Here is a 25,158-nt window from a genome sequence, read left to right as displayed (position 1 = left end):
TGGATCCACAGTAGACGACTCGACAGGCCGAGACCAGGGACCGACGGACGGGTCCGGGGACCTCAGTCCGACACCCGACTCAGACTTTCGGCCAGCGCGTCGGCGAGCCGTCCGTACGCCGCCCGGCGCACGCGGGGCGCGCCCGCCGCGCCGGCCCGGTGCGCCACCGCCAGGGCGTACGCGCGCACCAGGGCGGCCGGGTGCGTCCCGGCGTACGCCGGCGCGTCGGCCAGCGCCAGGGCGCCCGCCAGCGCGTCGGCGTTGGCGATGGCGTTGGCGTCGGCGAACGCCTCCGCGTTGGCCCCGGTGCTGAGGTCGGCGTAGTGCGCGGCGAACCCGACCGCCTCGTCGGGGCCGTAGCCGTTGGCGGTCGCGTAGGCGTGGGCGTTGGCGTACGCGACCGCCCGGGCGTCGGCGTACGGGTAGGCGGCCCGGTACAGCTCGCGCAGGGCGGGCCGGAGCGCGCCGCGCCACTCGTCCGCCCCGGCCGGGTCACCGGCCAGCGCCCGGCGGAGCAGGTCGCCCACCGTCCGGCCGGCGTCACCGCCGGGCGTCGAGGCGAGCACGCGCGCGTGCCAGTCGTACACCACCCGGAACGGCACCCGGCCGGCGAGCCGGTCCAGCTCCCCGTCCACCCGCCGCCGCCAGGCCGCCAGCGTGGCCGGGTCGTGGCCCTCGGCGAGCGCGGCGAGCGCCGCCGCCAGCCAGGCCGGTGGCCGCGGCGGAGCGCTCACCCGTCCCACCTCGACGGCCGGTCCATCCCGGCGAGGAGGTCGTCGACGTCGGCGTCGGTCAACGTGTCGAGATATCCCGCGCCGTCGGGCCGAGCCGGAGCGCCGGCCCCCGGCGGCGCGGCGCCGGCGGGGCTCGCGTCGAACCCCGCGCGCCCTCCCGCCCCGGCGGCGGCGACCGCTGCGGCCAGCCCGGCCACGGTCGGGTCGTCGAAGAGCGTGCGGACCGGCAGGTCGACCCCGTACGCCGTCCAGACCCGGGCCATCAGCTGGGTGGCCTTCACGGAGTGCCCGCCCAGCACGAAGAAGTTGTCGGCGACCCCGACCGGGCCGGGCAGGCCCAGCAGGTCGGCCACCAGCCCCGCCAGCTCCCGCTCCAGCGGGGTACGCGGGGCGACCGGCGCCTCGCCGGAGCCGGAGCCCCTGCCGGGCGGGGGGAGGGCGCGCAGGTCCAGCTTGCCGCGGGAGGTCCGGGGCACCTCGGGCAGCGCCACGAAGACCGCCGGCACCATGTGCGCGGGCAGGAACCGGCGCGCGTGCTCGGCCAGCCCCGCCGGCGGGTCGGTCGCGGGCGGGTCGGTGACCACGTACCCGACCAGCCGCACGCCGTCGTGCTCCACGTCGGACACGGTCGTCACGACGGCGTCGCGGACCTGCGGGTGGCCGCGCAGCACCGCCTCGACCTCCGCCGTCTCGACCCGGAACCCCCGCACCTTCACCTGCCGGTCGGCCCGCCCCAGCGGCTCGATCCGGCCGCTCGGCAGCCACCGGCCCAGGTCGCCGCTGCGGTAGAGCCGTCCGCCGGGGGTGAACGGGTCGGGCACGAACCGGTCGGCGGTCCAGCCGGGCGCGCCGGCGTAGCCCCGGCCGACCCCCGCGCCGCCGATGCAGACCTCGCCGACGACGCCCGGCGGCACCGGCCGCAGCCACCGGTCCAGCACGTAGACCCGGCTGCCGGCGAGGGCGGGGCCCAGGTCCGGCGGCGCCGACCCCGGCTCGACCTCGGCCCCGGTGGAGTAGACGGTCGTCTCGGTCGGGCCGTAGAGGTTCCACAGGCGGGCGCCCGGCTCCGCCAGGGCGTCGGCGAGGCCCCGGGGCAGCGCCTCCCCGCCGCTGAGGCGCAACCGCACCCCCGCCGGCACCCCGCCGGCCGCGACCAGCATCCGCCAGGTCGTCGGCGTCGCCTGGAGCATCGTGGCCCCGGCCGTGGTGAGCAGCCGTCGCAGCCGGTTGCCGTCGATCACGTCGTCGTCGCCCGCGACCACGACCGACGCCCCGCACAGCAGCGGCAGAAGCAGGTCCAGCAGGGCGATGTCGAACGCGAACGGGCTCACCGAGAGCACCCGGTCGGCCGGCCCCAGCGGGACCATCTCGCGGAACGCGTGCAGCAGGTGCGCCACCGCGCCCTGGGTGACGGTGACCGCCTTCGGCCGGCCCGTGGACCCCGAGGTGAACAGCACGTACGCCGCCGCCGTCGCCGGCACCGCGCACGGCGGCGGCACCGCCGGCTCGGCCTCCGCCCCGGTCGGCTCCGGCCCGGCCAGGTCGAGAAGGGTCACCGACGCCGCCAGCTCGGCCAGCAGCGGCGCGGGGACGGCGCCGCTGTCGGTGACGACCACCCGCACCCCGGCGTCGGCGAGCATCCCGCGCAGCCGCCCCGGCGGATGGGTCGGATCGAGCGGCAGGTACGCCGCCCCGACCCACCAGACGCCCAGCAGCGCCGGGAGCGGTCGGGCTCCCCGCGGCAGGACGATGCCCACGGTCTCCTGTGCCCGTACGCCGAGCCCGTGCAGCCCGGTGGCGATCCGGCCGGCGAGCCCGCGCAGCGCGGTGCCGGTCAGGGTCGCGTCGTCGCCGGCGATCACCACCCGGTCGCCGGCGTCGATCCCGGTCACGAGCGCCGCCGCGGTGCTCCCCGGCGGCGGGACCGACCCGGACCGGGCCGCCGGCCACACCCGGGTGACGAGGTCCGCCGTCGCCGGGGAGAGGAGGTCCACGTCGCAGACGCGGGTCCGCGGGGCGGACGCCAGCGCGGCCAGGATCGCCGCCAGGGCGTCGGCGAACCGGCCCGCGCTGGCCGGGGCGAAGAGGCCGGTGAGGTACCGCAGGCGCACCGTCAGCTCGTCCGGGCCGGCGACGGCGGCCAGCTCCAGCTCGAACTTGCCGGTGCCGGTGGGCACCAGCTCCGGCCGCCAGCGCAGCGCCCCCCGCTCCAGCGGTGGCAGGGCCTCCTCGACCGTGCACATCACCTGCACCAGCGGCGCCCGGGACGGGTGCCGCTGCGGCCGGCACAGCTCGACCACCCGGGCGAACGGCAGGTCCTGGTGGGCCTGGGCGCGTGCGGTGGCGGTGTGCAGCCGGTCGAGCAGCTCGGCGAGCGTCGGGTCGCCGTGCAGCGCCGCCCGGATCGCGACGGTGTTGGCGAAGAGGCCGAGCATCGGCTCGGTCTCGATCCGGGTGCGTCCGGCCACGGGCACGCCGATGAGCACCTCGTCCGCGCCGCTCAACCGGGACAGCAGGGCCGCGTACGCGGTCAGCAGCACGGCGAAGAGGGTGCTGCCCCGCTCCCCGGCCAGGCGGCGCAGCGCCCCGGCCAGCTCCCCGTCGACCGGCACCGCCACTTCGGCGGCGGCCGGCGACAGCCGCTCGGGGTACGGGTGGTCGACCGGGAGCGGCACCTCCGGCGGAGCGCCGGCCAGCTCGGCCGGCCAGAAGTCCTCCGCCTCGGCGTGGCCGCCCGCGTCGGTGTGTTCCCGCTCCCAGAGGGCGAAGTCCGCGTACTGCAGGGGCGGCTCGACCGAGACGGGCGGCCGGCCGGCGCGTAGCGCCTCGTAGTCGGCGGAGATCTCGTCGAAGAGCAGCCGGAACGACCAGCCGTCGACGATCGCGTGGTGCGCCACCAGCGCCAGGACGTGCCGCTGCGGGGCGAGCCGCAGCAACGTGGCCCGGGTCAGCGGGCCACGGTCGAGCGGCAGCGGGGTGCGGGCGTGCTCCCGCAGCGCGGCGCGCGCCGCCGCCTCCCGGTCCGCCTCGGGCAGCCGGTCCAGGGGCACGACCTCGAGGGCGGTCGCGGGGGCGTCGTCGTCGATCACCTGGATCGGTCGCCCGCCGTTGGCCCGGAAGGTGGTGCGCAGGATCTCGTGCCGCGCGACCGCCGCGGCCCAGGCCCCGTCGAGCGCGGCCACGTCCAGCGGGCCGTCCAGCCACACCGCCCATCCGACGTGGTAGGTCGGCTGGCCCGGGTCCAGCTGGTCGAGCAGCCACATCCGCCGTTGCGCGGCCGACGTCGGGAACTCGAAGACGGCCATCTCAGCGCCCCCGCCCGTCGACCGCGACGACCCGCAGTTCGGCGGTGTACCGGCCGTCGGGCCCGGTGAGCCAGAGCTGGTCCGGCGCCGGCAGCATCTCCACCACGCTCACGGTGGCGTCGTCGCCGGCGTGCCGACGGGCCCGGCGGACCGACCGGGACACCAGGTCGACCGAGGCGAGACTGGTCAGGTCGGCGTGGACCGGCTTCCGCTCGCCCGCGCAGCGCAGGAACACGTGGCGCGGCAGGCCGTGGGCGGCGGCCCAGGCCCGCGCCTGCCGGAACCGCAGCGCCTCGTCGCGGGTGTCGGCGAAGGCCAGGTCGGCGGCGGTGAGCGTCCACGCCTCGCGGCTGACCACGAGGGAGTCGATGGTGACCCTCGGCTGGTGCGCCGCCGGGGGCAGGACGCGGAAGAGCTGGGACAGCCCGGCGCCGACCACGTCGCCGAGGACGTGCATCAGGTCGACGTCGAACCGCCCGTCGCGCGACCGTACCCGCAGCCCGCCCGCCGTGGCGACCAGGTCGCACTCGCCGACGCGCAGGCTCCGGCGGGGGTCGTGCCCGAACGAGTCGTGCGCGAACACCAACCGGATGTCGTCGGGCCCGGTCAACGCGTTGCTCTGCCTGGTCGGCACGCCGCCCTCCTGGCCGGTCTCGGCGGGATAGACCGCCCCGGCGCCCACGTCCCGGGCCAGCGCGGCGCGCAGCGCGTCCGCCTCCGGGTGGTAGGCCACCCAGGTGGCGTACCGCAGGGTGTTGACGCCCGGATGCAGCTCACCGAGGACCCACTCGTCGCTGGCCCGCATCAGGTCCGGGCTGTGCTGCCGCGCGGTCGGCCAACCGGGCCGTCCCGGCGGGAAGGCGGCGGCCACCGCCGGGGCCAGCTCCGCCGCCGTGAGCCGGATCCGCCGCCGGCCCGCCGGCAGCGCCAGCACGTCGGCCCAGCGCCGGTGCAGCGCGGCGGTCAGCAGCGCGGTCAGCCGTTGCGGCGGGTGGAACAGCGCCTCGCCGGCCAGCAGCCAGAAGTCGGCCAGCGGGACGACGTCGGTGCCCAGCTCGGCGGCGCGGCGTCGGTGGATGTCCGCGCAGAGGCGCTGGTAGAGCGCCGCACCGGCGGCGGTGAACCAGCGGGCGCTCTCCAGCACCAGGCCCAGCGCGTCGCGGATCCCGTCCAGGCCGGCCTCGCCGATGCCGACCGTGCCGGCCCGCAGGCACTCCTCGTAGACGGGGGTCCGCCCGGCGTACATCGTGCCGGCGCGCCGGGTGGCGGGCACCCCGGCCAGCCGGGTGAACGTGGCCTCCAGGCCGGCCATCGCGCCGGTCAGCCGCTCTGGGTCGCCGGCCGCCGAGGCGAGCGCGTCCCGGGCGGCGCAGAGCTCGTCCAGGGCGGCGAGCGCGGGCCCGCGTACGGCCTCGTCGGTGACCCGGTCCAGCCGGGCCCGCATGCTCCGCTCCGGCCGGGTGTCGTGCGGCGCTACCTCCGGCTGCCAGGCGATCCGGTGGGCCGCGGCCAACGTCTCCAGCACCTCGTGCACCTCCCGCGTCGAGCGCAGTCCCGACCCCGGGTCGGCCAGCACGGCGCTGGCGACCTCGTTCGCGTCGCGGACCTCGTCGCAGGCGCGCAGCACCGCCGCCTCGGCGTCGGTCAGCGCCACCGGCGGGGCGAGCGGCACCCGCAGCGTCGTCCCGGCCAGCTCCAGGAAGGGCATGAGGCGGGGCACGAGCCACGGGCGCAACCGGACCGCGTACGGGGCCAGCACCGCGGCGACCGCCCACCCCTCCAGGTAGACCGTCCGCCCGGCGAGCAGCGCCGGTGGGTCCGCCGGGTCGACCCGCACGCCGGCGCCCGGCTCGATGCGCGCCCAGCCGACCGGCCCGAAGAACCCGATCGTGTCGTTCTTCGCGCAGTAGCGCTGGAGGTAGCTGGTGACCAGCGCCTCGTGCTGGCGGTGCTTGGTGTTGCGGGTCGGGGCGCCGGGGCCCCGGCGCAGCAGCGCGTCGACGCCGGTGCGCAGCGCGTGCGGGTTCTGCCAGGCCACCGCCTCGCGGAACCGGGGGTGGGACGCCACCGCGTGCAGCGCGCCCGCGAGCCGGCCGACCGCCGCCGGGTACGCCGCCGCGTACGCCGCCTCGGCGTGGGCGATGCCGGCCGGGTCCCTGGCGGCCCGGGCCGCCACCACGCCGTCCGCGGCGGCGGCGAGTTCCGCGTCGCCGAGCGGGGCCAGCAGGTCGACCGGGAGTCCCGCGCCCCGCAGGCAGACGGTCCGCCACAGGGCCCATCCGTCGGTCAGCCGGGCCAGGTGCGCGGGCCGGTCCTGCCCGGTCCGGTGCGCGGCCCGGTCGCGGCGGCGCAGGGCCGGCCCGGTCGCCGCCCGCCCGCCCGGCGCCGATCCGGTCGCCGCGTCGATCGCCGCCGCCGTCGCGGCCAGGGTCGGCGCCTGGTAGAACGGGCCCACGCCCAGCTCCACGCCAAACGCCTCGCGGATCCGGAACATCAGCCGGGTGACCGTCAGCGAGTTGCCGCCGAGGGAGAAGAAGCTGCTCTCCCGCCCGATGCTCTCGGGCGGGCGCCCGCCGGGCAGCAGCCGGGCCCAGAGCCCGGCCAGCCGGTGTTCGGTCGGCGAGGCGGGCCCGGCGACGTCCGGATCCCGCTCGGCGGGGTCGGGCGCCGGCAGCGCCGCCCGGTCGATCTTCCCGTACGCGGTCAGCGGCAGCCGGTCGAGGACGGCGAACGCGGCCGGCACCAGGTGGGCCGGCAGCCGGGCGGCGACGTGGTCACGCAGGCTCGCCGGCGTCGGGACCGCCGCGCCGGCCGGCGTGACGTAGCCGAGAAGGTGTCGCTCCGGCCCGTCGCCCCGGACGCACACCGCCGCCGCGGCGACCTGCGGGTGCGCCCTGAGCACCGCCTCCACCTCGCCCGGCTCGACCCGGAACCCCCGGATCTTCACCTGGTCGTCGCGGCGGCCGAGGAACTCCAGCACCCCGTCCGCGCGCCAGCGGACGACGTCACCGGTCCGGTAGAGGCGCCCGCCGGGCACCTCCGGATCGGGCACGAACGCCCCGGCGGTCGCCGCCGGGTCACCGAGGTAGCCGCGGGCCAGCCCGTCGCCGCCGGTGTGCAGCTCGCCCGCGACCCCGACCGGCACCGGCCGACCGCAGTCGTCGAGCACGTGGACGGTGGTCTGCGGCACGGGGCGGCCGATCGGCACCCGGTCGCCCACCGGGCCGGGGCCGCTCATCAGGTGGCAACTGGTCAGCGTCGTGTTCTCGGTCGGCCCGTACGCGTTGACCAGCGGCAGCCCGCCGCGCGCGGCGAGCACGGCGCGGACCGCGCCCGGGTCGGCCACGTCCCCGCCGGTGAGCAGCTGCCGGACGCCTGCCAGCGCCGTGACGTCCTCCTCGGCGAGCTGCCGGAAGAGCCCGGCGGTGAGGAAGGCGACCGTGACCCCGCCGGCGCGGATCAGCGCGGTCAGTCGGGTGAGGTCCACCGGGTCCGGCGGCGCGACCACCGCCGTGGCGCCGGTCAGCAGCGCGCCCCAGATCTCCCAGGTGGACGCGTCGAACGCGGTCGGGGCGAACTGGAGCACCCGCTCGCCGGGGCCGAGGGTGGCGAAGTCCGGGTCGGTCACCAGCCGCACCACGCCCCGGTGGGTGATCCCGACCCGCTTGGGTGTGCCGGTCGAGCCGGAGGTGTGCAGGACGCAGGCGAGCTGCGACGGGTGGATCCGCCCCGGCGGCGGGCCGGGCGGCGCCGGTTCCCCGGCCGGCGCGTCGACGTCCAGCACCCGGACCGGCCCCAGGTCGGGCAGGCCGGCGGCGGCCTCGCCGGTGGTCAGCAGCAGGCGGGCGCCGCTGGCGGCGAGGAGGCCCGCGATCCGGGCCGGTGGGGCGGCCGCGTCCACGGGCAGGTAGGCCCCGCCGGCCTTGAGCACGCCCAGCAGGGCCCGGATCAGGGGTTCGCCCCGGGGGAGCAGCACGGCGACGGGGGCCTCCCCGGTCACGCCGTGCCGGCGCAGCGTCCAGGCCAGCCGGTCGGCCGTCCGGTCCAGCTCCGCGTACCCGGTCGCGCGGTCGCCGACCACCAGCGCGGTGGCAGCCGGGTCGTGGGCCACGCGGGCCGCGAAGACCTCGGGGACGGAGGCGTCGCGGGGGTAGGGCCGCCGGGTGGCGTTCCAGGCGGCACGCAGCGGCGCCTCCCCGGCGGCGCCGAGATCCAGGTCGGTCAGGCGGGCGTCCGGCCGCTGGGCCAGTTCGCGCACGGTGTGGTGCAACTGCGCGAGGATCCGCCGCGCCGACGCGTCCAGCAGCCTGGTGTCGTCCCACACCACGCCCAGGCGCAGTTCCGGTTCGTCGAAGGCGTGCACCGTCAGCGGGTAGCCGGGCATGCGGTGCACCCGCGCCGAGCGCCGGGCCGCCTCCGGCCCACTCTCGGCCAGGGCGGTGGCCAGCCGCTGCCGTTCGAACACCAGCAGGCTGTCCAGCAGCGGCGTGTCGGAGGTGAGGCCCGCCCGGTCGAGGATGGTGTGCAACGGCGTGAGCTGGTGCTCGCGGATTCCCCGGATCCGGTCGGCCACGTCGGCGAGGAGTCGCCGCACCGTCCACCCCGGATCCAGCCGGACCCGCAGCGGCACCGTGTTGAGCAGCAGCCCGACGATCCGGTCGGCGTCCGGGACGCTGTCGTACCGGCACGACCTGGTGACCGCGAAGGTGACGTCGTCGACCCCGCCGTAGCCCCCGCGCAGCAGCGCCCAGGCCGCGTGGACCACGGCGCCGACCCCGACGCCGACTGCGGCGGCGGTGGCGCGGAGCCGGTCGGAGTCCGCTCGGGTCAGGGCGACCTCGTGCGAGGCCGGCACGCCGCGCGCGCCGGGGTCCGCGTCGAGGCGGCCCGGGAGCGCCCGGGGCGTCGGGGCGCCGGCGAGGTATCCCTTCCAGAAGGTGTCGTCGGCGCTCGGGTCGCGGCCGCCCCACCAGCGCACGAAGTCCGCGAACGGCGGGCGGCGGGGCGGGTCCGGCAGCCGGCCGGCGCGCCGCGCGGCGTAGTCGGCGAGGACCTCGTCGAGCAGCATCCGGGTGGAGCGGCCGTCGAGGATCGCGTGGTGGAAGGTGAGCACGACGTGCTGGTCGCCCAGCGTGGTGACCCGGAGCAGGGGCGCCCGGGCGACGTCGAAGGGCTCGTGCCGGTCGGTGGGGAGGAAGTCGTCGAGCGCCGTCTCCCGCCACCGCAGGTCCGGCGCCACGGTGGGCCGGACGACCTGCACCACGCCGTGGTCGCCGTCGACCTCGAAGGCCGTGCGCAGCACCGCGTGCCGCCGGGTCGCGGCCTGCCAGGCGGCGGTGAAGGCGTCCCGGTCCGGCGGGGCGTCCCACCTCATCGTGACCTGCTGGACGTCCACCCCGCCGGCGGGCTGCCGGAGGGTCTGCAGCACCATCCCGCGTTGCACGGCGAGGGCCGGATACCGCTGGAAGCTGTCGTTCATGCGCCCTCGTCCGGTGCGGCGTCAGCCGGTGGCGGCGTTTTCGTCCATCCAGCGCCGCAACGACAGCGGCCGCATGTCCGTCCACACCTCGTCGATCCGGGCGAGGCACTCGCTGCGCGACCCGGTAAAGCCCTCGCGCCGCCAGCCGGCGGGCAGCTCCCGGTCGTCCCACCAGATCGAGAACTGTTCCTCGTCGTTCACGACCACGGCATACGTCCGGGTGTCGTCGTCAGCGCTCATCGGACCCCCTTCGCCGGGAAGGATTTCAGCCACGTCGATTCCGTGTCAAGGATCGGTCGATCTTCCGACGTCAGGCGGAGGTGGGTCGTACGACGGGCTCGGAGTCCGGTGTGGACGCCCCCGGCGGCGCGGCGTCGCCCCCGCCGATCCGGGGCGTGCGGGCGACCCAGCCGACAGCTGGGCCGGCGGCGAGCGCGCAACCCACGAAGATCGCCGCGACGACCCACCAGCCCCAGCCGCCGGTCTGGATCGCGAGGAGGGTCAGGCCGACCGGCGCGAAGACGTCCGCCGTCGAGCTGATCGTCTGTGCCGTGCCGAGGTACACCCCGCGCGACGAGGCGGGCGGCACGTTGGTCTGGACGAACCAGAGCGCCGCCGAGAACCACAACTCGGTGGTGGTCACCAGCACCACGACGCCGAGGAGCGCGACGACGGTCCACGCGCCGCCGGTCCGGCCCGCGAGCGCGGCCACCGGGCAGGCGACCGCGGTGACCAGGGCGCCCCGGCGGATCAGGCGGGCCGCGCCGGGAAGCGAGTCCGCGCCGCGCGCCGCCGGCACCTGCAACGTGATCACCAGCACCGTGTTGAGGGCCAGCATCGCGCCGAGCAGCGGCTTGGGGGCGTCGGTGTGGGTGATCGCCCAGAGCGGCAGGATCTCGACGAGGATCACCGCGTGGAACATCATGACGGCGAGGAGCGCGGCGGTCGTGACGTAGGGGAGGTCCTTGAGGACCGCCCACCGCGAGGCGGTGGCCGCCCGGTCGTGGCGCACCACCGGGGCGGCCGGGAGCCGGGTCACCAGGCCGGCGTTGAGCAGTGACAACGCCGCGTTGAGCAGCACCATGGCGACGAGCGCGGCGGCGGAGTCGAACGCCAGCGCGAGGGCGCCGAGCCCGGTGCCGGCGGTGAACCCGGCGTTGAGGTACGAGCGCGCGTAGGCCATCGTCCGCACCCGGTCCCCGGCCGGCATGGCGTCGGCGGTGTAGATGGTGCGTCCGGCGTTGGCGAACGAGTCGGTGGCGGCGGCCACCACCATCAGCACCACGAAGCCCGCGAACGACGTCACGAGCGGATAGGCGGCGAACGTCAGCGCCGAACCGAGCGCGCCGACGGCCCAGGACCGCTGCCCGCCGATCCGGTCGGCCAGCGCGCCCAGCGGCAGCGAGGTCAGCACCCCGGCGAGCCCGGCGATCGAGAAGCCCACCCCGATCTGCACCGCGCTGAGCCCGAGGACCTCGGTGAAGAAGACGATGCTGCCGGTGAGGAAGGTGCCGCTGCCGACGGCGACCATGGCGGACTGGTACGCGATGGCCCGGGGCAGCCCGGGCGGCGGCAGGAGCCGGGACACGGCGAATCGGTGACCGTCCATGGTGCCGGTCAGGCTACCCGGGTGGCCGCCGCGCCGGGAGCGTCACGTCGCGCCGTCGGCGCGCAGCACGAGCCGGTCGGTGGTCCTCTCCCCGATGTACGTCAGGTCGGCGTCCCACCCGAGCCCGGGCGCGGTGGGCACCTCGACGAGCCCGTCGGTGCTCACGATCGGGCGGGTGGTGACGTCACGGGCGTAGTACTTGTCGGAGCCGGAGACGTCCGAGGGGAGCGTGAAGCCGGCGAGTGCGCTCAGCGCGACGTTGGCGGCCCGTCCGATCCCGAACTCGTGCATGCCGCCGCACCAGACCGGGACGCCGTGCTCGCGCGCGAGGTCGTGCGCCCGGACGGCGTGGGTCAGCCCACCCATCCGCGAGACCTTGACGTTGAGGACGCGTACGGCGCCCAGGCGGAGCGCGGTGACGAGGTCGTCCACCTCCTCCACGGACTCGTCGAGACAGACGGGGGTGTCGATGCGGTCCTGGAGGGCGGCGTGCGCGACGAGGGCCCGGGGGGCGAACGGCTGCTCGATCATCAGCAGGCCCAGGCCGTCGAGTTCCGCCAGCACCGCCCGGTGCTCGGGGACGTCCTGGTAGGCGCCGTTGGCGTCGACGTGCAGCGGTACGTCCGGGTGCGCCGCGCGGACGGCCCGCACCGGTTCGACGTCCCAGCCGGGCGCGATCTTGAGCTTGATCCTGCGGTAGCCCTCGTCGACCCGCAGCCGCACCTGCGCGAGGAGGTCGTCGACGGTGGGTTCGATGCCCAGGGAGACGCCCGCCTCGACGCTGCCGCGCGTGCCGCCCAGCGCGTGCGCGAGGGAGGTGCCCTCGGCGGCCGACCAGAGTGCCCAGGCGGCGACGTCGAACCCGGCGCGGGCGAAGTGGTTGCCCCGGATCCGGCCGAGCGCCGCGGCCAGGTCCGCCGGGTGCTCCCAGGCGGTCCGCAGGACCAGCGGCGCGAGGTGGTCACGGGCGACGGCCCAGCAGCTCTCGACGGTCTCGGCGCCGTAGAACGGGCCGCTCGGCGACGCGATCTCGCCCCACCCCACGGCGCCTTCGGTGTCGGTGAGCGTGACCAGGACGTGCTCCAGCTCGCGTTTGGCGTGGGAGCTGGTCTGGAACCGGTGCACGAGCGGCAGGCGGACCCGGCGCAGCTCCACCACCTCGATCCGCCTCCGGCCGGTCACGGCTGCTCCGCGTAGAGGCCGAGTTCGGCGGCGAGGGCGTCGCGCTCGCGCAGGCGGCGCCCGGCCCCCTTCGAGCTGGCGATCGTCAGGGTGGCGAGCAGGTGCAGCGCGAGCACCACCGAGGTGGGGGAGTTGGCGTACGAGGCGCTGTCGGTGCCGATGACGATGCGGGCGGCGGCGCTGTCGGCCAACGGCGCGTCCTCGGCGTCGGTGACGAGGACCAGCCGACCGCCGTGGCGGACGTACGCGGCGGCGACGTCGATGGTCTCGCGCCGGTAGCGCGCCATGCAGACGGCCACGAGCAGGTCGCCCTGCCGGATGTCGCCGAGCACGTCGAGGGAGCGCAGCGCCGCGTCGTCGACGAGGTGGACGCCGGAGAGCCCGGCGCTGAGGTCGGCGGCGAGCAGGGACGCGTAGCCGAGCGACTTGCCGTGGCCGAGCAGGTACCGGCGCCGGGCCGACACGATGAGCGCCGCGGCCCGTTCGATCGCGTCCTGCCCGGCGGCCCACGCCAGCGCCCTGGCGAACTCGGCGCGTTGCTGTTCCAGGACCCGCTGCTTGAGCACCTGCGCCGACCTGCGCTGCACGTTGCGGTCGAAGCGCTCCGCGGGCGTCGATCTCGTCATGGTCATGCCTCGTCCCGTTCGAACAGGTAGCTGACGCGGCCGGGGGTGTCCGCCCGCCTTACGCCGACGAGCCGCCCGCCCGCGGCGAACCGGCCGGCCAGCTCCCGGCGCAGCCGCGCGCGGTCGTCGGGCCCCGGCGCGGCGGTACGGTCGTCGGCGGGCGAGTCCACAGCCGCGTGCCCGGGGGCGGGCGCGGGCGTCGGGCTGGCGTCCCCGGCCCGGTCGAGGTCCCACCGGACCAGGACCCGGTCGCTGCCGCCGTCGTCGTAGAAGTCGGGCAGGAACCGGATCCCGACGGCGCCCAGCACGTTCAGGTTGAAGTGGGCGTTGCGCAGCGCGTACGGGTCGAAGGTCCACCGCATCGTGTGCGCGCCCGCGCGCCGTGCGGCGTCGGCCTGGGCGTGCTTGAGCAGGCGGCCGACGCCGCGCCCCTGCGCCCGCGCGTCGACGACCGCGGCCTGCGAGTAGTGGTAGAGCTCGCCGTGCTCGACTCCGGTGAAGCCGTAGCAGAAGCCGACGAGGGAGCCGTCCTCGTCGAACGCGCCGACCGCGGTGCCGGCGTTCTCGCGCAGCGCGGCCAGGAGGCGGGGGCTGACGGCGTGCTCGGGGCCCTCGTAACCGAAGACGGCCCGGTAGAGCGCCGATGCCGCCGTCCACTCGGCGAGCCCGGCGAGGTCACGGGCCACGATCCTGCGGGTGTCACCGACCATCGACTCACCCCTCGAAAGATAGCGATCGTATGTCCCTCAGGCTGCCGCACTATGCGCTCGTTGACAAGGTGTCGGGCCGAACATAGTGTCCGTATGTGTCGTACTCATCGCCGGAGCTCAATGGCGCGCTCGCCGCGCTGCACCGCTACACGCTGCACGAGTCACCGACCGGTGACCGCCGGGCGCTGGCCGCGCTGGCCGACGTGCTCGACGCGGACGCCGCGCACGCCGGCTTCGACACCGCCCGGGAGTCGCACCCCGGCGGCGACCATCTGGTCTGGACCCTTCCGGCGCGGGGGGTCCCGGGCGGCCCGGTGCTGCTGCTGACCCACTACGACACCGTCTGGCCGGTCGGCACGCTGTCCACCATGCCGTGGTCCGTCGAGGGAGACACCGTCCGTGGCCCGGGCGTGTACGACACCAAGGCCGGGATCGTCGCACTGCTCGCGGCGGCGGCCCGCGTCGCGCGGCAGGGCGCCCCGCACCCCGAGATCAGGGTCGTCGTCGTCGCCGACGAGGAGACCGGCTCGCCCACCGCCACCGGGCTGGTCCGGGCCGAGGCGGCGCGGGCCCGCGCGGTGCTCGGCCTGGAACCGCCGCACCCCGGCGGCGACCTCAAGACCGGCCGGCGCGGCAGCACCCGGGTCCGCATCGAGGTCACCGGGGTCGAGGCACACGCCGCGCTCGACCCCGACGCCGGCGTCAACGCCATCGACGAGCTCGTCGACCAGCTCGTGCGGGTCCGCGCACTCGTCGCGGACCGGCCGGTCCTGCTCAACGCCGGCACCGTCGCGGGCGGAGGGCGGACCAACGTGGTCGCCGGCGAGGCCCACGCCGACCTCGGGCTGCGCTTCACCGACCCCGAGAACGAGGACGCCGTCCTCACCGGCCTGAAGTCGCTGCGACCGGTGCGCGATCGCGCCCGGCTGACCACCCGGCTGCTCTCGCACCGGCCCACCTGGCGGCCCGACGAGGCGGGGGCGCACCTGCTCGACCGTGTCGTGGGAATCGCCGCCGGCCTCGGTCAGCGTCTCGCCGGCCGCCCGGCGGACGGCGCCGCCGACACCAACACGACCGGTGCGCTCGGCCGTCCCACCATCGACGGGCTCGCCCCGCCCGGTGGGGGCGCGCACGCCCGGCAGGAGTGGGTCTCGGCCGCCGGCATCGGTGCGCGCACCGACCTGCTGGCCGCCCTGCTCACCGGACTCCACGCCGCGGGCCCGTCACCCGGGGACGGCGCCTGACCCGGCGCGCGTCCCCGGCAGCCGGGACGGTCAGCGCGACCCGGCGCGCGGCGGTCGGTCAGGGCGACCCGGCGCGCGGGTCAGCGCGACCTGGCGCGCCGTGCCCGGGCCAGCGCGACCAGTCCCACGGCGATCAGGGCCAGCCCGACTGCTCCGGCCGCCACGAGGTAGGTCCCGCCGCCGGAGCGGGCGGCCCCGGCGCCGGCGGCGGCGGGGGTCGTCGGACCGGGCGTGGCGGTCGGCGCGGGGGACGGGACGGCCGCCGGCAGCGGGTAGCGCAGGATCCCGGGCATCGTCCCCGGCGGCCGGCCGGCGGTCTCGGAGACGGTGAGCAGGGACCGCCCGTCGCGGTCGTAGGTGACCGACTCGCCCTGCGGCTCGTCGGGCAGCGCGACGACCCGGGGGGTCCCGCCGGTCAGCGCGGCGACCACGTCGCCGTCGGCGACGTCGAACTCGTACGCGTCGGCGTAGGTGCGCAGGACCACCCGGCGGCCGTCCGGTGCGGTGGCGCCGCCGGTGACCGCCGTCCGGCCGAGCGCCCCGAACGGGTTGCTCGTGGTGGAGGCGGGCAGCCGGACCTGCCCCACCTTCACCAGCGGCGCCGTCGTGCCCGGGCGCAGGGCCGCGCTCGGGGCGTACAGGGTGGCCGAGTACTTGGTCACCACCACCGGGCGGTCGTCGTCGGTCACGAGCAGTGCCTCGGCGTCGTGCGGGCCGTCCGGGTACGCCATGCGGTACAACACCGGCCGGTCGGTTCCCGGGGGGAGCTTCCACACCGCGATCGTCTGCCGGGAGCGGTCGTTGTCCCCGATGTCCGCCACCCACACCGTGCCGTCCGCGCCGACGGCGAGATCCTCGGTGTCGCGTGGACGGGACGGATAGGACACCGTCCGGACGACGGCGCACCGGTCGTCCAGGAAGAAGATCCGGCGGCGGGCCTCGTCGTCCGCCCCGTCGTTGACCATGACGAACCCGCGGTCCGTGGTGGCCATCCCGGAGATCTCGCTCAGCCGGCCACCACGCACCTCGCACACCGGCGTCCCGGGGACCGGAGCGGGTGACGGATCGGCCGCGGCCGCACCGGGGGCCGTCGTGGCGGCCAGGACGGCGACCGTCCCCGCCGCGACCCGCAGCCGCCGGCTCCCGTTGCCTCGTCGCCCCACCAGCAGTCCCTTCGATGCCGGCCCGCCCCTCTGGCGCACCGCTGCCGGTCCGCGAACCGGCGACCCACTCCTGGCCGACCGGGACGCCGGTGACCGCCCCCGGGGCCGCCCCCGCTCGGGTGGCTCGCCGCCCCCGACGTCGACCGCGTCCGGCCGCGTGACCAGGGGGTGAGTGTATGACCCGGGTCCCGCCGCCCGGCCGCGGCCCGCCGTGCGGCCACGTGCCGGTGGGCCGCGGCGGACGACCGGGCACCCGGCGGGATCGCGCCGCGCGCCCGACCAACCGACGGCGTACGCTGCCGCGATGACCGCACCGGCCCGCATCCTCGTCTACGCGGTGTACGGCGCCGGCAAGTCCACCCTGGCCGCACGGCTGGCCGAGCGGCTCGGGCTGCCGTGGTATCCGGTCGACGACCTGCTGTGGCAGCCCGGCTGGGTCGAGGTGCCGGTCGCGGAGCAGCACAGCCGGATCGAGGCGATCTGCCGGCGCGACCGCTGGATCCTGGACGGGGCGTACCACGGGTGGCGGGACGTGGTGCTGGCCCGCGCCGACCTGGTCGTCGGCCTGGACTATCCGCGTTGGCTCTCCTTCTGGCGGCTGCTGCGGCGCACGGTGCACCGGCTGCTGAGCGGCGAGGAGATCTGCAACGGCAACCGCGAGTCGCTGGGCAGCGTGCTGTCCCGGGACTCGATCCTGGTGTGGCACGTCACCGCGTTCGGCCGGGCCCGGCGGCGGATGCGCGCCTGGCAGGCCGACCCGGCCAAACCGCCGGTGCTGCTGTTCCGCTCCCCGGCGGCCCTGGACCGCTGGCTGGCCGACCTGACCCGGCGATGAGGACGCGCCCGAAGCCCGCCGGCTGAGCGCGCGGGCGACGGAGGCGGCGACCGCGCGGACGACGACGGCGGCGCAGGGCGACGATGTACAACCCTCGCGCACAGACGGTACCGTGACGGTCGCGATGGGTGCGGGGCTCGTCGAGCCCGGCTCGTCGTCGACCGGCGCCGGCGCGCCGGATCGGAGATCGCAGGCGGTGTCGGGCTCCGGGGAGGACAGGTGTCGGTCTCTCGGCCGATCGCGCGACGGCAGAACGACGAGCCGTCCCTGACCCTGCTCCGCGCCATCGCGGTGGTCCACCGCAGCACCCAGCACGCGCAGGCGCTGAGCCTCGTGCTCTCGGCGGTGGTCGCCGCCCTGGGCCTGCTGACCGTGGCGTTCCCGGCCGCCGCCGCGCCGGTGGCGCTCGTCGGCGCGGCATGGGCGGTGGTCTACGCGACGGCGATCGTTCCGTGGGCGGGCCGGCACCTGCGGACGAGCGCCACCCTTCAGGAGATGTTCGACGTCAGGCTGTTCGGCCTGCCGTGGAACCAGGTGGCGGTCGGCGACCGGCTGTCCGAGGACGAGGTGAGTCGGCTCAGCCGCCGGTTTCGCGGCCGGGAGGAACGACTGCGCGACTACTACCTCGTCGCGGCGCTTCCCGCACCCCTCGACGTCCTGTTCTGTCTGGAGCAGAACCTCGCCTGGGGCTCGCGCGTGCGTCGCCGGTTCGCCCACCTCATGATCGCCGTGGTGGTGCTCTGGTGCGCGGTCGGAGTCCTGCTGGCCATCGCCGAGGGCAGCACGGTCGTCCAGCTGATCAGCGGGTGGCTGATCCCCTCGCTGGGCCTGTTGCTGCTGTGCGTGGACACCTACCGAGCGCAGATGTCGAACACCGACGAGCGCACCCGCGTCCTCGGCCTGCTGCGGGCCGTCAGCGCGGACGCGGGCTCCCCGCCGGCGGTGTCCGGGCCGGAGTTCGTCGGGTTCGCCCGGCAGATCCAGGACGTGCTGTTCCACATCCGACGGCAGCAGCCACGGATGCCGTCCTGGTTCTTCTGGCGGTTCCACGACAGCGACCTGGCGGACTTCCGCTTCAGAATGAGAGAGCTCGAGGCCGGCGTCGGCCGCGGCGACCAGGTGGCCCGACAGCCGAGCCCTCACTAGGAGCGCGGACCGTCGCATGAGGGAGGCGGATGCCGCCAGGAAGTCTCCGGTGCCGACCGACCCCGCCGTCAGGAGCCGCCGGCGGACCGGTGGCGCCGGAACCGGGGTCAGGCGTGCCGAAGGGCGGCATGGGCCGCCGCCAGGCGCTGCGTGTCGTCGCGGTCCGAGTCGTCCCCCGAGCACTCGTCGGCCCATTCGAGCAGGCGGCGCAGGTGGACGTCCGGGGCCGTGACGACACGAGGGCTGCCGACGACCACCTCTCCGCCGGCCCCGTCGACGGTGACGAGCGTGCCTTCCGGGAAGGTCCGTCCGCCGGCGCGCACGCAGGCGCCGGCGACGTCGACCGTGAGACCGGTGGCTCCCACGACCGCCGGTTTGCCCATCGCCCGCGCCACCACCGCGGCGTGACTGGCCGGGCCGCCGCGGGCGGTGACGATTCCCGCGGCGGCGGCGAGGCCGTGCATGTCCAGCGGGGATGTGTGGGGACGGATCAGGATGACCGGGCCGCCGCCAGCCATCCGGACCGCCCGGTCGGAGGTGGTCACCACCCTGCCGACCGCGACGCCCGGGCAGGCTCCCAGCCCACGGACGACCACGTCGATCCCGTCCGTCGGATCGATCCGGGGCGCGCGAGCGTGGTGGAGATGCTGCGGGGACACCCGGAGCACGGCCTCGCGGCGACTGATCACCGTCTCGTCGGCCAGGTCGACGGCGGCACGAACGGCGGCGCGTCCGGCGAGGCCACCGGGGCGCACCTGGAGGAGCCACAGCCGGCCTGTCTCGTAGGTGAACTCCACCCCACAGGCATCGCGGTGGTGCCCCTCGATCCGAGTCATGGCCGCCAGGAGGTCGGCCCACACCGCCGGTTCCCGCTCGGTCAGGTCCGGCAGCGGCCGGGTCGTCGACCTCCCCGAGACGACGTCGTCGCCCTGGCGGCCGAACAGCACCTCGCCGAAGGGAACCGGCTCACCGGTGCTGGGATTCCGACTGAACGCGACGCCGGAGCCACTGTTCTCGTCGCGGTTGCCGAACACCATCGCCTGCACGGTGACGGCCGTGCCGGCATCGTGCGGTATGCCGTGCAGGTCGCGGTAGGTCGTGGCGCGCGGCGTGTGCCAGGACGAGAGGACGGCCCGGACGGCCATCCGCAACTGCCGCGCCGCATCGTCCGGGACCGCCGCGTCGGCCTGCTCGCGAACGAGCGCCTCCACGCCCCGGATCGCCGCGGTGAGACGCGCCTGCGCACCGCCGGCCGCGCGGCGGGTCGCCTCGCGTACGACCGCGTCCAGCCGTTCCGCGCTCAGCCCGAGCACGGTGCAGGCGAAGCTGGACAGGAACCGCAGGCGCGAGTCGAGCGCGAACCGTGGGTCGCCCGTCTCGGCCGCCAGCCCCGCCGTGGCCGCGGCGGTGAGGCCCAGGTTCAGCGTCGTGCTCATCATGCCGGGCATTGGGGCACCGCCGCCCGAGCGGACCGACACCACCAACGGCCGGTCCGGCCCGCCGAGGTGTCGCCCGGTGGCGGACTCCAGACCGGCGACGGCGAAGGCCAACTCGGCCTCGAGGCCGTCGGGCAGGCGCCCGTCGCGGAGAAAGGCGCGGCAGGCCGCGGTGCCGATGACGAACCCGGGCGGTACGGGCAGGCCGAGGCGTCGCAGGACGACGAGGCCGTGTCCCTTGCCGCCGAGCACGTCGGCTGACTCGCCGACCTCCGCCGACAGCGGGTGGATCCAGGTCATGCGGGTAGCCTGTCGTGGTGCCATGCCTGCCTCATCCGACCAGTACGGACCTGCTGGTCCTGCACACCCTGCGCTGCATCGGGTTCGCGAGTCCCGGGCGGGTGGCCGAGGCGACCGGGCTGTCCGAGTCCGATGTCGAGTCGGAGCTGATCGATCTGGCGGTCGCCGGCCTGGTCACGCGTGTTCCGGGCGACTTCGGCGGATGGGGTCTCACCGGGGCGGGCCGGGCCGCGGACGCCGAACGCGTCGCCGTCGAGCTGGACACCGCCGGCGCCCGCGCCGCCGTGGCCACGGCGTACGACGATTTTCTGCTGCTCAACCCCGAGCTGCTCGATCTCTGCACCGCCTGGCAGATGCGATCCGTTGGCGGGCTCGCGATCCCCAACGACCACGCCGATCCCGCCCACGACCGCCGGGTCCTGGACCGACTCACCGAGTTCCACCGGCGGGCGGACGTCGTCTGCGTGCGGCTGGCCGTGGCGCTGCCGCGCTTCCAGCGCTACCGAGCCCGCCTCACCCACGCCCTCACCCGCGCGGCGTCCGGAGCGTCGGAGTACGTGACGGACGACCTCGCGTCCTACCACGTCGTCTGGTTCCAGTTGCACGAAGACCTGCTCGTCACTCTCGGCCTGCCACGTCACTGAGTCGGCCCGACCCTATCGGAGGGCGCGCCCGCCACGCCGACACCGGCGAGCCGACAGCCGGGCGGGTGTTCCTCACGACCGGCCGGCGGCGCCGGTGAGGTGCACGGATGGACGTACACCATTGCCTCGGTCCTCGTGATCACCTAGGTTTCACACGATCGCATCCAGCCGCACCAGGCACTCCCCGGCTCTGGCGAGGCAGCGGGACCCCCATCGCGCCGCTGAAGTGACCTAGGAGCTCACCGTGGCACAGCCTGCCCGAAGAACGTTCCCCTCCCGTTGGCGGGCACCGGCCCGTCTGGTCGCGGCGGCCGCGGCGAGCACCATGCTGCTCGCCGTCGCCCCCGTGCCCGCCGCCGCGGCGCCCTCCCGCGCACCGCTGCCGGCCAGCCGGCAGGCACCCGAGGCGCCGCCTCGACCTGCGTCCGGCCAGCCGCAGCCGGCGAGCGGGCTCTGGCTGGTCAAGATGGACAAGCCGTCGTTGGTGGCCGCCACGCGGGGCACCAGGGCGCGCGCCGGCAGGGTCGACACCCGGTCCGCGGCGAGCACCCGCTACGCCAGGGAACTGGCGCAGCGGCAGGACACCCTGGTGGACGAGATGGAGGCCGCCCTGGGGCGCTCCGTGCGCGTCGCCCACATCTACCGCAACGTGGTCAACGGCCTGGCGGTCGAGGTCAGCGCGGACGAGGCGGCGCACCTGTCCGGCCTGCCGGGGGTCAGCGCGGTCGTACCCGACGAGGTCCTGGAGCTGACGACCGACACCAGCAACGCGCTGATCCAGTCGCCCGCGGTGTGGGAGGGCAGGACGGCGGAGAACGTCGGCACCCGTGGCGAGGGTGCCATCGTGGGGATCCTCGACTCGGGCATCAACCCCGAGCACCCGTCGTTCGCGGCCGTGGACGGCGGCGGCTACCGGCACACCAACCCGTACGGCGCGGGCACGTACACCGGCGTCTGCGCCCCGACCCATCCCCAGCACAAGGCGATCTGCAACGACAAGCTGATCGGCGCCTGGTCGATGGTCGGCACCGACGCCCGGGACGACAACGGCCACGGCAGCCACACCGCCTCGACCGCCGCCGGCAACCGGCACGAGGCGACCATGACAGTCGGCACCAGCACGCACAAGATCACCGTTTCCGGGGTCGCGCCGCGGGCCAACGTCATCTCCTACAAGGTCTGCATGGCCCTCGGTTGCCTCTCCTCGGCGACGATCGCCGCCGTGGACCAGGCGATCGCCGACGGCGTGGACGTCCTCAACTACTCGATCTCCGGTCGCGACGACCCGTGGAAGGACCTCGTCGACCAGGCGTTCCTGGAGGCGTACTCGGCCGGCATCTTCGTCGCCGCCTCCGCCGGCAACAGCGGCCCGGGCGCCAGCACCGTCGCGAAGACCGCGCCGTGGAACATGTCCGTGGCCGCGGTCAGCCACGAGCGGGTCATCGCCCACCGGCTCGACGTGACGGGCCCGACGCCCGTCCCGGCGGCGCTCACCGGCATCGCCGCCGTCATCGGGGAGAACTCGCCGAACCCGCCCATCGAGGGTGAGATCCGGTACTCCGGCGCCGTCGACGCGAACAACGTGCAGGCCTGCGTTTCGTTCCCGGCAGCGGCGTTCAGCGGCAAGGTCGCCCTGCTGCCCCGGGGCGGCTGCGACTTCTCCGTGAAGGTCAAGAACGCCACCGCCGCCGGCGCGACCGGCGTGGTCGTGCACAACCAGTACAGCGGCCCGCCGATCACGATGGGCGCGCTCGCCGGGACCACCATCCCCGCCGTGATGGTCTCCCTCGCCGACGGGCAGCGGCTGCGCGACCACGCGGCGGCCACCGACGGCCCCGTCACCGTGCGCGTCGACCCCGGCAGCGAGGTGCTGCGCGACGGCGACTGGACCGACGTCGTGGCCGACTTCAGCTCGCGCGGACCCAGCAAGTTCGACATGCTCGCGCCCACCGTGGCGGCCCCGGGCCGCAACATCCTCGCCGCCACCATGGCGGCGAAGGACAACCCGGCCACGTACGCCTTCATGCAGGGCACGTCCATGTCGTCGCCGCACGTCGCCGGCGCCGGCGCGCTGCTGGCGGCGCTCCACCCCGACTGGTCGCCGACGCGGATCCGGTCCGCGCTGGCGGTCACCGCGGACCGCGACGGGGTGGTCAAGGAGGACGGCCGCACGCCGGCCGACGCGTTCGACATCGGTTCCGGCCGGATCAACCTGGCCCAGGCCGCCCGGACCGGCATCGTGCTCGACGAGACCGCCGCGAACTTCGTCGCGGCCAACCCCGACGCCGGTGGCGACCCGCAGACGCTGAACCTGCCGGCCGTCGTCGAGCACCACTGCCTCAAGGTCTGCACCTTCACCCGGACGGTGTCCAGCGTGGCCAAGGTGGCCGCGACCTACCAGGTGGCGCCGCAGGCCCCGACCGGGGCGCGGATCACGGTTGCGCCGACGCAGTTCACCCTGGCGCCCGGCGCCAGCCAGCAGTTGACCGTCACCGTGGACGTCACCGGGACCGCCCGCAAGAACTGGCTCTTCGGCGCCATCAACCTGACCACCGACGCCCGGCACGCGCCGGACGGGCAGCCGATCGCCCAGGCTCACTTCCCGGTCGCCGTCCTTCCCGCGGCCCCGGACCTGACGGTCGACAAGACCGAGCTGAGCTCCAGCATGGACGTCGCGCAGAGCGAGAGCCACACCGTCAAGGTGGGCAACGCCGGCGGCGCCGAACTCACCTGGCGCGCGACCGGCGACGGCGCCGACTGCGCCTGGCCGACCTGGGTCAAGGTGACCCCGGCGCAGGGCACCCTTGGCGCGTTCAAGAGCCAGGACATCCAGATCACGCTCGACTCGACCGGCCTGGACGACGGTGGCGTGTTCCGGGCCGACCTGTGCCTGGCCAGCAACGACCAGGACCAGCCGACGACGACGATCGCGCTGGAACTGACGGTGGTGCCGGTACCGAAGATCGAGGTGGCACCGAAGTCGCTCTCCGCGCGGCAGCCGGCCGGGCTGGTCACCAGCCAGAAGTTCGCGGTACGCAACGCCGGGCACGGCGTGCTGGACTGGCGGCTGGACGACCCGGACGCCGGCCCGAGCGACGAGCGGATCCAGCTCCTGCGTGACGGTGTCCTGCTGATCCCCAACTCGGGCAGCGCGACCCGTGGGGTGATGGCGTTCGATCCGCAGACCGGCAAGCAGATCGACCCGCAGTTCATCCCGCACTTCAAGTTCGACCCGACCAGCAACCTCTACACGCCGTTCCAGGTCATCGCCAAGCCGGACGGCAGCGGCTTCCTCATGTCCGACCAGGTCAACTCGGTGGTCACCGAGCACGGCCTGGACGGCAGCTTCCGGCGCGTCTTCGCCCCCGCCGGCGGTGCGGGAGATCCGACGGTCATGGGCAACACCCGGGGCATCGCGCTCTCGCCGCGCGGCACCGTGCTGGTGACGGTCGCCTCCCAGGCGAACGCCAACTCGGTGGTCGAGTTCGACGCCGACGGGAAGTTCCTGGGTACGTTCGTCGCGCCAGGGACCGACGGGTTGAAGGGACCGTGGGGCATCCTGTTCCGCGGCGACGACGTGCTCGTCTCGGCCAGCGACAGTGACGCCATCCACAGCTTCAAGAAGGACGGCTCCGCCGCCAATGCCCGCTTCTTCCAGGGGCTGAGCTGGCCCGGCCAGCTCGTGGAGCTGCCGAACGGCAACGTGCTCGCGGCGAGCTGGGGCAGCGGCTCCACCCCGGGAGTCTGGGAGATGGACCGCGACGGCAAGCTGATCGGCGTCTACACGCCGCCCGGCGGAAGCGGATACCAGGGCGTCCACCCGCTCGGTAACGGCAACATCCTGACCACCAGCTCCAAGGGGGTCCACGAGATCGACCGCTCCGGCCGCTTGGTCGAGGTCGAGAACGACAAGGGTGCTGCCCGGTTCATCACCCACGTCCGGCTGCCCGACCTGCAGCCGTGCGTGACGCCCGACGAGGTGCCGTGGCTGACGGCGTCCCGCACGTCGGCCGGCACCGGTGCCGGCCGGTCCACCGAGGTGACGCTCTCGATGGACAGCACCGGGCTGGGCGCCGGTACCTACCGGGCCCAGCTCTGCGTCACCAGCGACGACCCGTCCAACCCGCTGACGACGTTGCCGGTGACGCTGGAGGTCACCGACCAGACCTGCGCCCAGGTCGTCAGCGGTGAGCGTCGGGGTCCGCTGCCGGTCAACGGTGGGGTGACCTGCCTCGCGCCGGGCGCCGTGGTGTCCGGACCGGTCAACGTCGCGAAGGGCGCGGCGCTGGTCGCGCTCGACGCCACCGTCGACGGCCCGGTGACCGCTACCGGGGCGACGGTGGTGGAGTTGACGGGCAGCAGGGTCGACGGCCCGCTCTCGGTCACCGGCGTCACCGGCCGGGTCCTGATCGCCGGCACGCGGGTGACCGGCCCGGTCAGCGTGGTCGACAGCCGCACCGGTGACACGCCGGTCGTGGTCTCCGGCAACCGGATCGACGGGCCGCTGCGGTGCGTGGGCAACCAACCGCCGCCGGTGGACGACGGGGTGGCCAACACGGTCGGCGGCCCGGCCTCCGGCCAGTGCCGCGGATGGTGAGCGGACCGCCCCGCCCGGCCCGTCGCTGACGTGGCCACGCCCGCCGGTGCGGTCGCCCTCGCGACCGCACCGGCGGGCCGCCGGACGCGGTGAGTACCCGGGCTCACGTCCCACGGCACCCCCACGGGCAGGCGGTACGGCCAGACGT

General features: G+C 75.7%; 15 protein-coding genes. 5 read left to right on the top strand and 10 right to left on the bottom strand.

What is annotated here, in order from left to right; genetic code table 11:
• Positions 1–62 precede the first annotated feature (62 nt).
• The 8 genes from AB0G08_RS01835 to AB0G08_RS01800 all read right to left on the bottom strand — a co-directional run bounded on the left by AB0G08_RS01835 (position 63) and on the right by AB0G08_RS01800 (position 13,645).
• Positions 63–734 carry a hypothetical protein gene (locus tag AB0G08_RS01835; RefSeq protein WP_358081678.1) on the bottom strand — a complete coding sequence of 224 codons (672 nt, stop codon included), beginning with the start codon at positions 732–734 and terminating at the stop codon, positions 63–65.
• Positions 731–4,039: an amino acid adenylation domain-containing protein gene (locus AB0G08_RS01830; RefSeq protein ID WP_358081675.1), complete on the bottom strand. Its 3,309-nt coding sequence runs from the start codon at positions 4,037–4,039 to the stop codon at positions 731–733. Before AB0G08_RS01830 ends, AB0G08_RS01835 begins: the two co-directional genes overlap by 4 nt.
• A gap of 1 nt (position 4,040) precedes the next feature.
• Positions 4,041–9,518, bottom strand: a complete 5,478-nt coding sequence (locus AB0G08_RS01825; RefSeq protein ID WP_358081673.1) for an amino acid adenylation domain-containing protein — start codon at positions 9,516–9,518, stop codon at positions 4,041–4,043.
• Between the two features lie 21 nt (positions 9,519–9,539).
• Positions 9,540–9,758 carry an MbtH family NRPS accessory protein gene (locus AB0G08_RS01820; protein ID WP_358081671.1) on the bottom strand — a complete coding sequence of 73 codons (219 nt, stop codon included), beginning with the start codon at positions 9,756–9,758 and terminating at the stop codon, positions 9,540–9,542.
• Between the two features lie 70 nt (positions 9,759–9,828).
• Positions 9,829–11,127 (bottom strand): MFS transporter, encoded by a 1,299-nt coding sequence (locus AB0G08_RS01815; RefSeq protein WP_358081669.1) that lies wholly within the window; start codon positions 11,125–11,127, stop codon positions 9,829–9,831.
• A 42-nt stretch (positions 11,128–11,169) separates the two neighbouring features.
• The gene (menC, locus tag AB0G08_RS01810) at positions 11,170–12,309 is read right to left on the bottom strand and encodes an o-succinylbenzoate synthase (protein WP_358081667.1); all 1,140 of its coding nucleotides are present in this window, start codon (positions 12,307–12,309) and stop codon (positions 11,170–11,172) included.
• On the bottom strand, positions 12,306–12,935 hold the full coding sequence (locus AB0G08_RS01805; protein ID WP_358081664.1) for an SIS domain-containing protein: 630 nt from the start codon (positions 12,933–12,935) through the stop codon (positions 12,306–12,308). The genes menC and AB0G08_RS01805 overlap by 4 nt, the downstream gene beginning before the upstream one ends.
• A 2-nt stretch (positions 12,936–12,937) precedes the next feature.
• Positions 12,938–13,645, bottom strand: a complete 708-nt coding sequence (locus tag AB0G08_RS01800) for a GNAT family N-acetyltransferase (RefSeq protein ID WP_358081661.1) — start codon at positions 13,643–13,645, stop codon at positions 12,938–12,940.
• Between the two features lie 95 nt (positions 13,646–13,740).
• On the opposite strand from AB0G08_RS01800, the gene AB0G08_RS01795 reads away from it, so the two are divergent.
• Positions 13,741–14,889, top strand: coding sequence for a M20/M25/M40 family metallo-hydrolase (locus AB0G08_RS01795; RefSeq protein ID WP_358081658.1), 1,149 nt, complete (start codon positions 13,741–13,743; stop codon positions 14,887–14,889).
• Positions 14,890–14,969: 80 nt separating this feature from the next.
• Here AB0G08_RS01795 and AB0G08_RS01790 read toward each other — a convergent pair whose 3' ends face one another.
• Positions 14,970–15,881 carry a hypothetical protein gene (locus AB0G08_RS01790; protein WP_358081656.1) on the bottom strand — a complete coding sequence of 304 codons (912 nt, stop codon included), beginning with the start codon at positions 15,879–15,881 and terminating at the stop codon, positions 14,970–14,972.
• A gap of 475 nt (positions 15,882–16,356) precedes the next feature.
• Here AB0G08_RS01790 and AB0G08_RS01785 point away from each other — a divergent pair, with 475 nt between their 5' ends.
• Together AB0G08_RS01785 and AB0G08_RS01780 are read left to right on the top strand one after the other, a co-directional pair.
• Complete coding sequence (locus AB0G08_RS01785; protein WP_358081653.1) at positions 16,357–16,887, top strand: adenylate kinase; 531 nt, start codon at positions 16,357–16,359, stop codon at positions 16,885–16,887.
• 219 nt (positions 16,888–17,106) lie between these two features.
• Positions 17,107–18,033, top strand: coding sequence for an S-4TM family putative pore-forming effector (locus AB0G08_RS01780; RefSeq protein ID WP_358081650.1), 927 nt, complete (start codon positions 17,107–17,109; stop codon positions 18,031–18,033).
• Positions 18,034–18,140: 107 nt separating this feature from the next.
• Here the strand turns inward: AB0G08_RS01780 and AB0G08_RS01775 are convergent, their stop codons facing one another.
• On the bottom strand, positions 18,141–19,769 hold the full coding sequence (locus tag AB0G08_RS01775; RefSeq protein ID WP_358081647.1) for a pyruvate, phosphate dikinase: 1,629 nt from the start codon (positions 19,767–19,769) through the stop codon (positions 18,141–18,143).
• A gap of 17 nt (positions 19,770–19,786) precedes the next feature.
• Here AB0G08_RS01775 and AB0G08_RS01770 point away from each other — a divergent pair, with 17 nt between their 5' ends.
• Together AB0G08_RS01770 and AB0G08_RS01765 are read left to right on the top strand one after the other, a co-directional pair.
• Positions 19,787–20,413, top strand: coding sequence for a transcriptional regulator (locus AB0G08_RS01770; RefSeq protein ID WP_358081644.1), 627 nt, complete (start codon positions 19,787–19,789; stop codon positions 20,411–20,413).
• A gap of 244 nt (positions 20,414–20,657) precedes the next feature.
• Entirely contained in the window at positions 20,658–25,010 is a 4,353-nt protein-coding gene (locus AB0G08_RS01765; RefSeq protein ID WP_358081641.1) for a S8 family serine peptidase, read from the top strand.
• The last annotated feature ends 148 nt before the right edge of the window (positions 25,011–25,158 follow it).

Origin of the sequence: Micromonospora sp. NPDC023644 (assembly GCF_040640115.1) — a bacterium.
Lineage (GTDB): Bacteria > Actinomycetota > Actinomycetes > Mycobacteriales > Micromonosporaceae > Micromonospora.
Note: the sequence above shows the minus strand (reverse complement) of the source record. Positions and strands in the feature narration are given on the sequence as shown.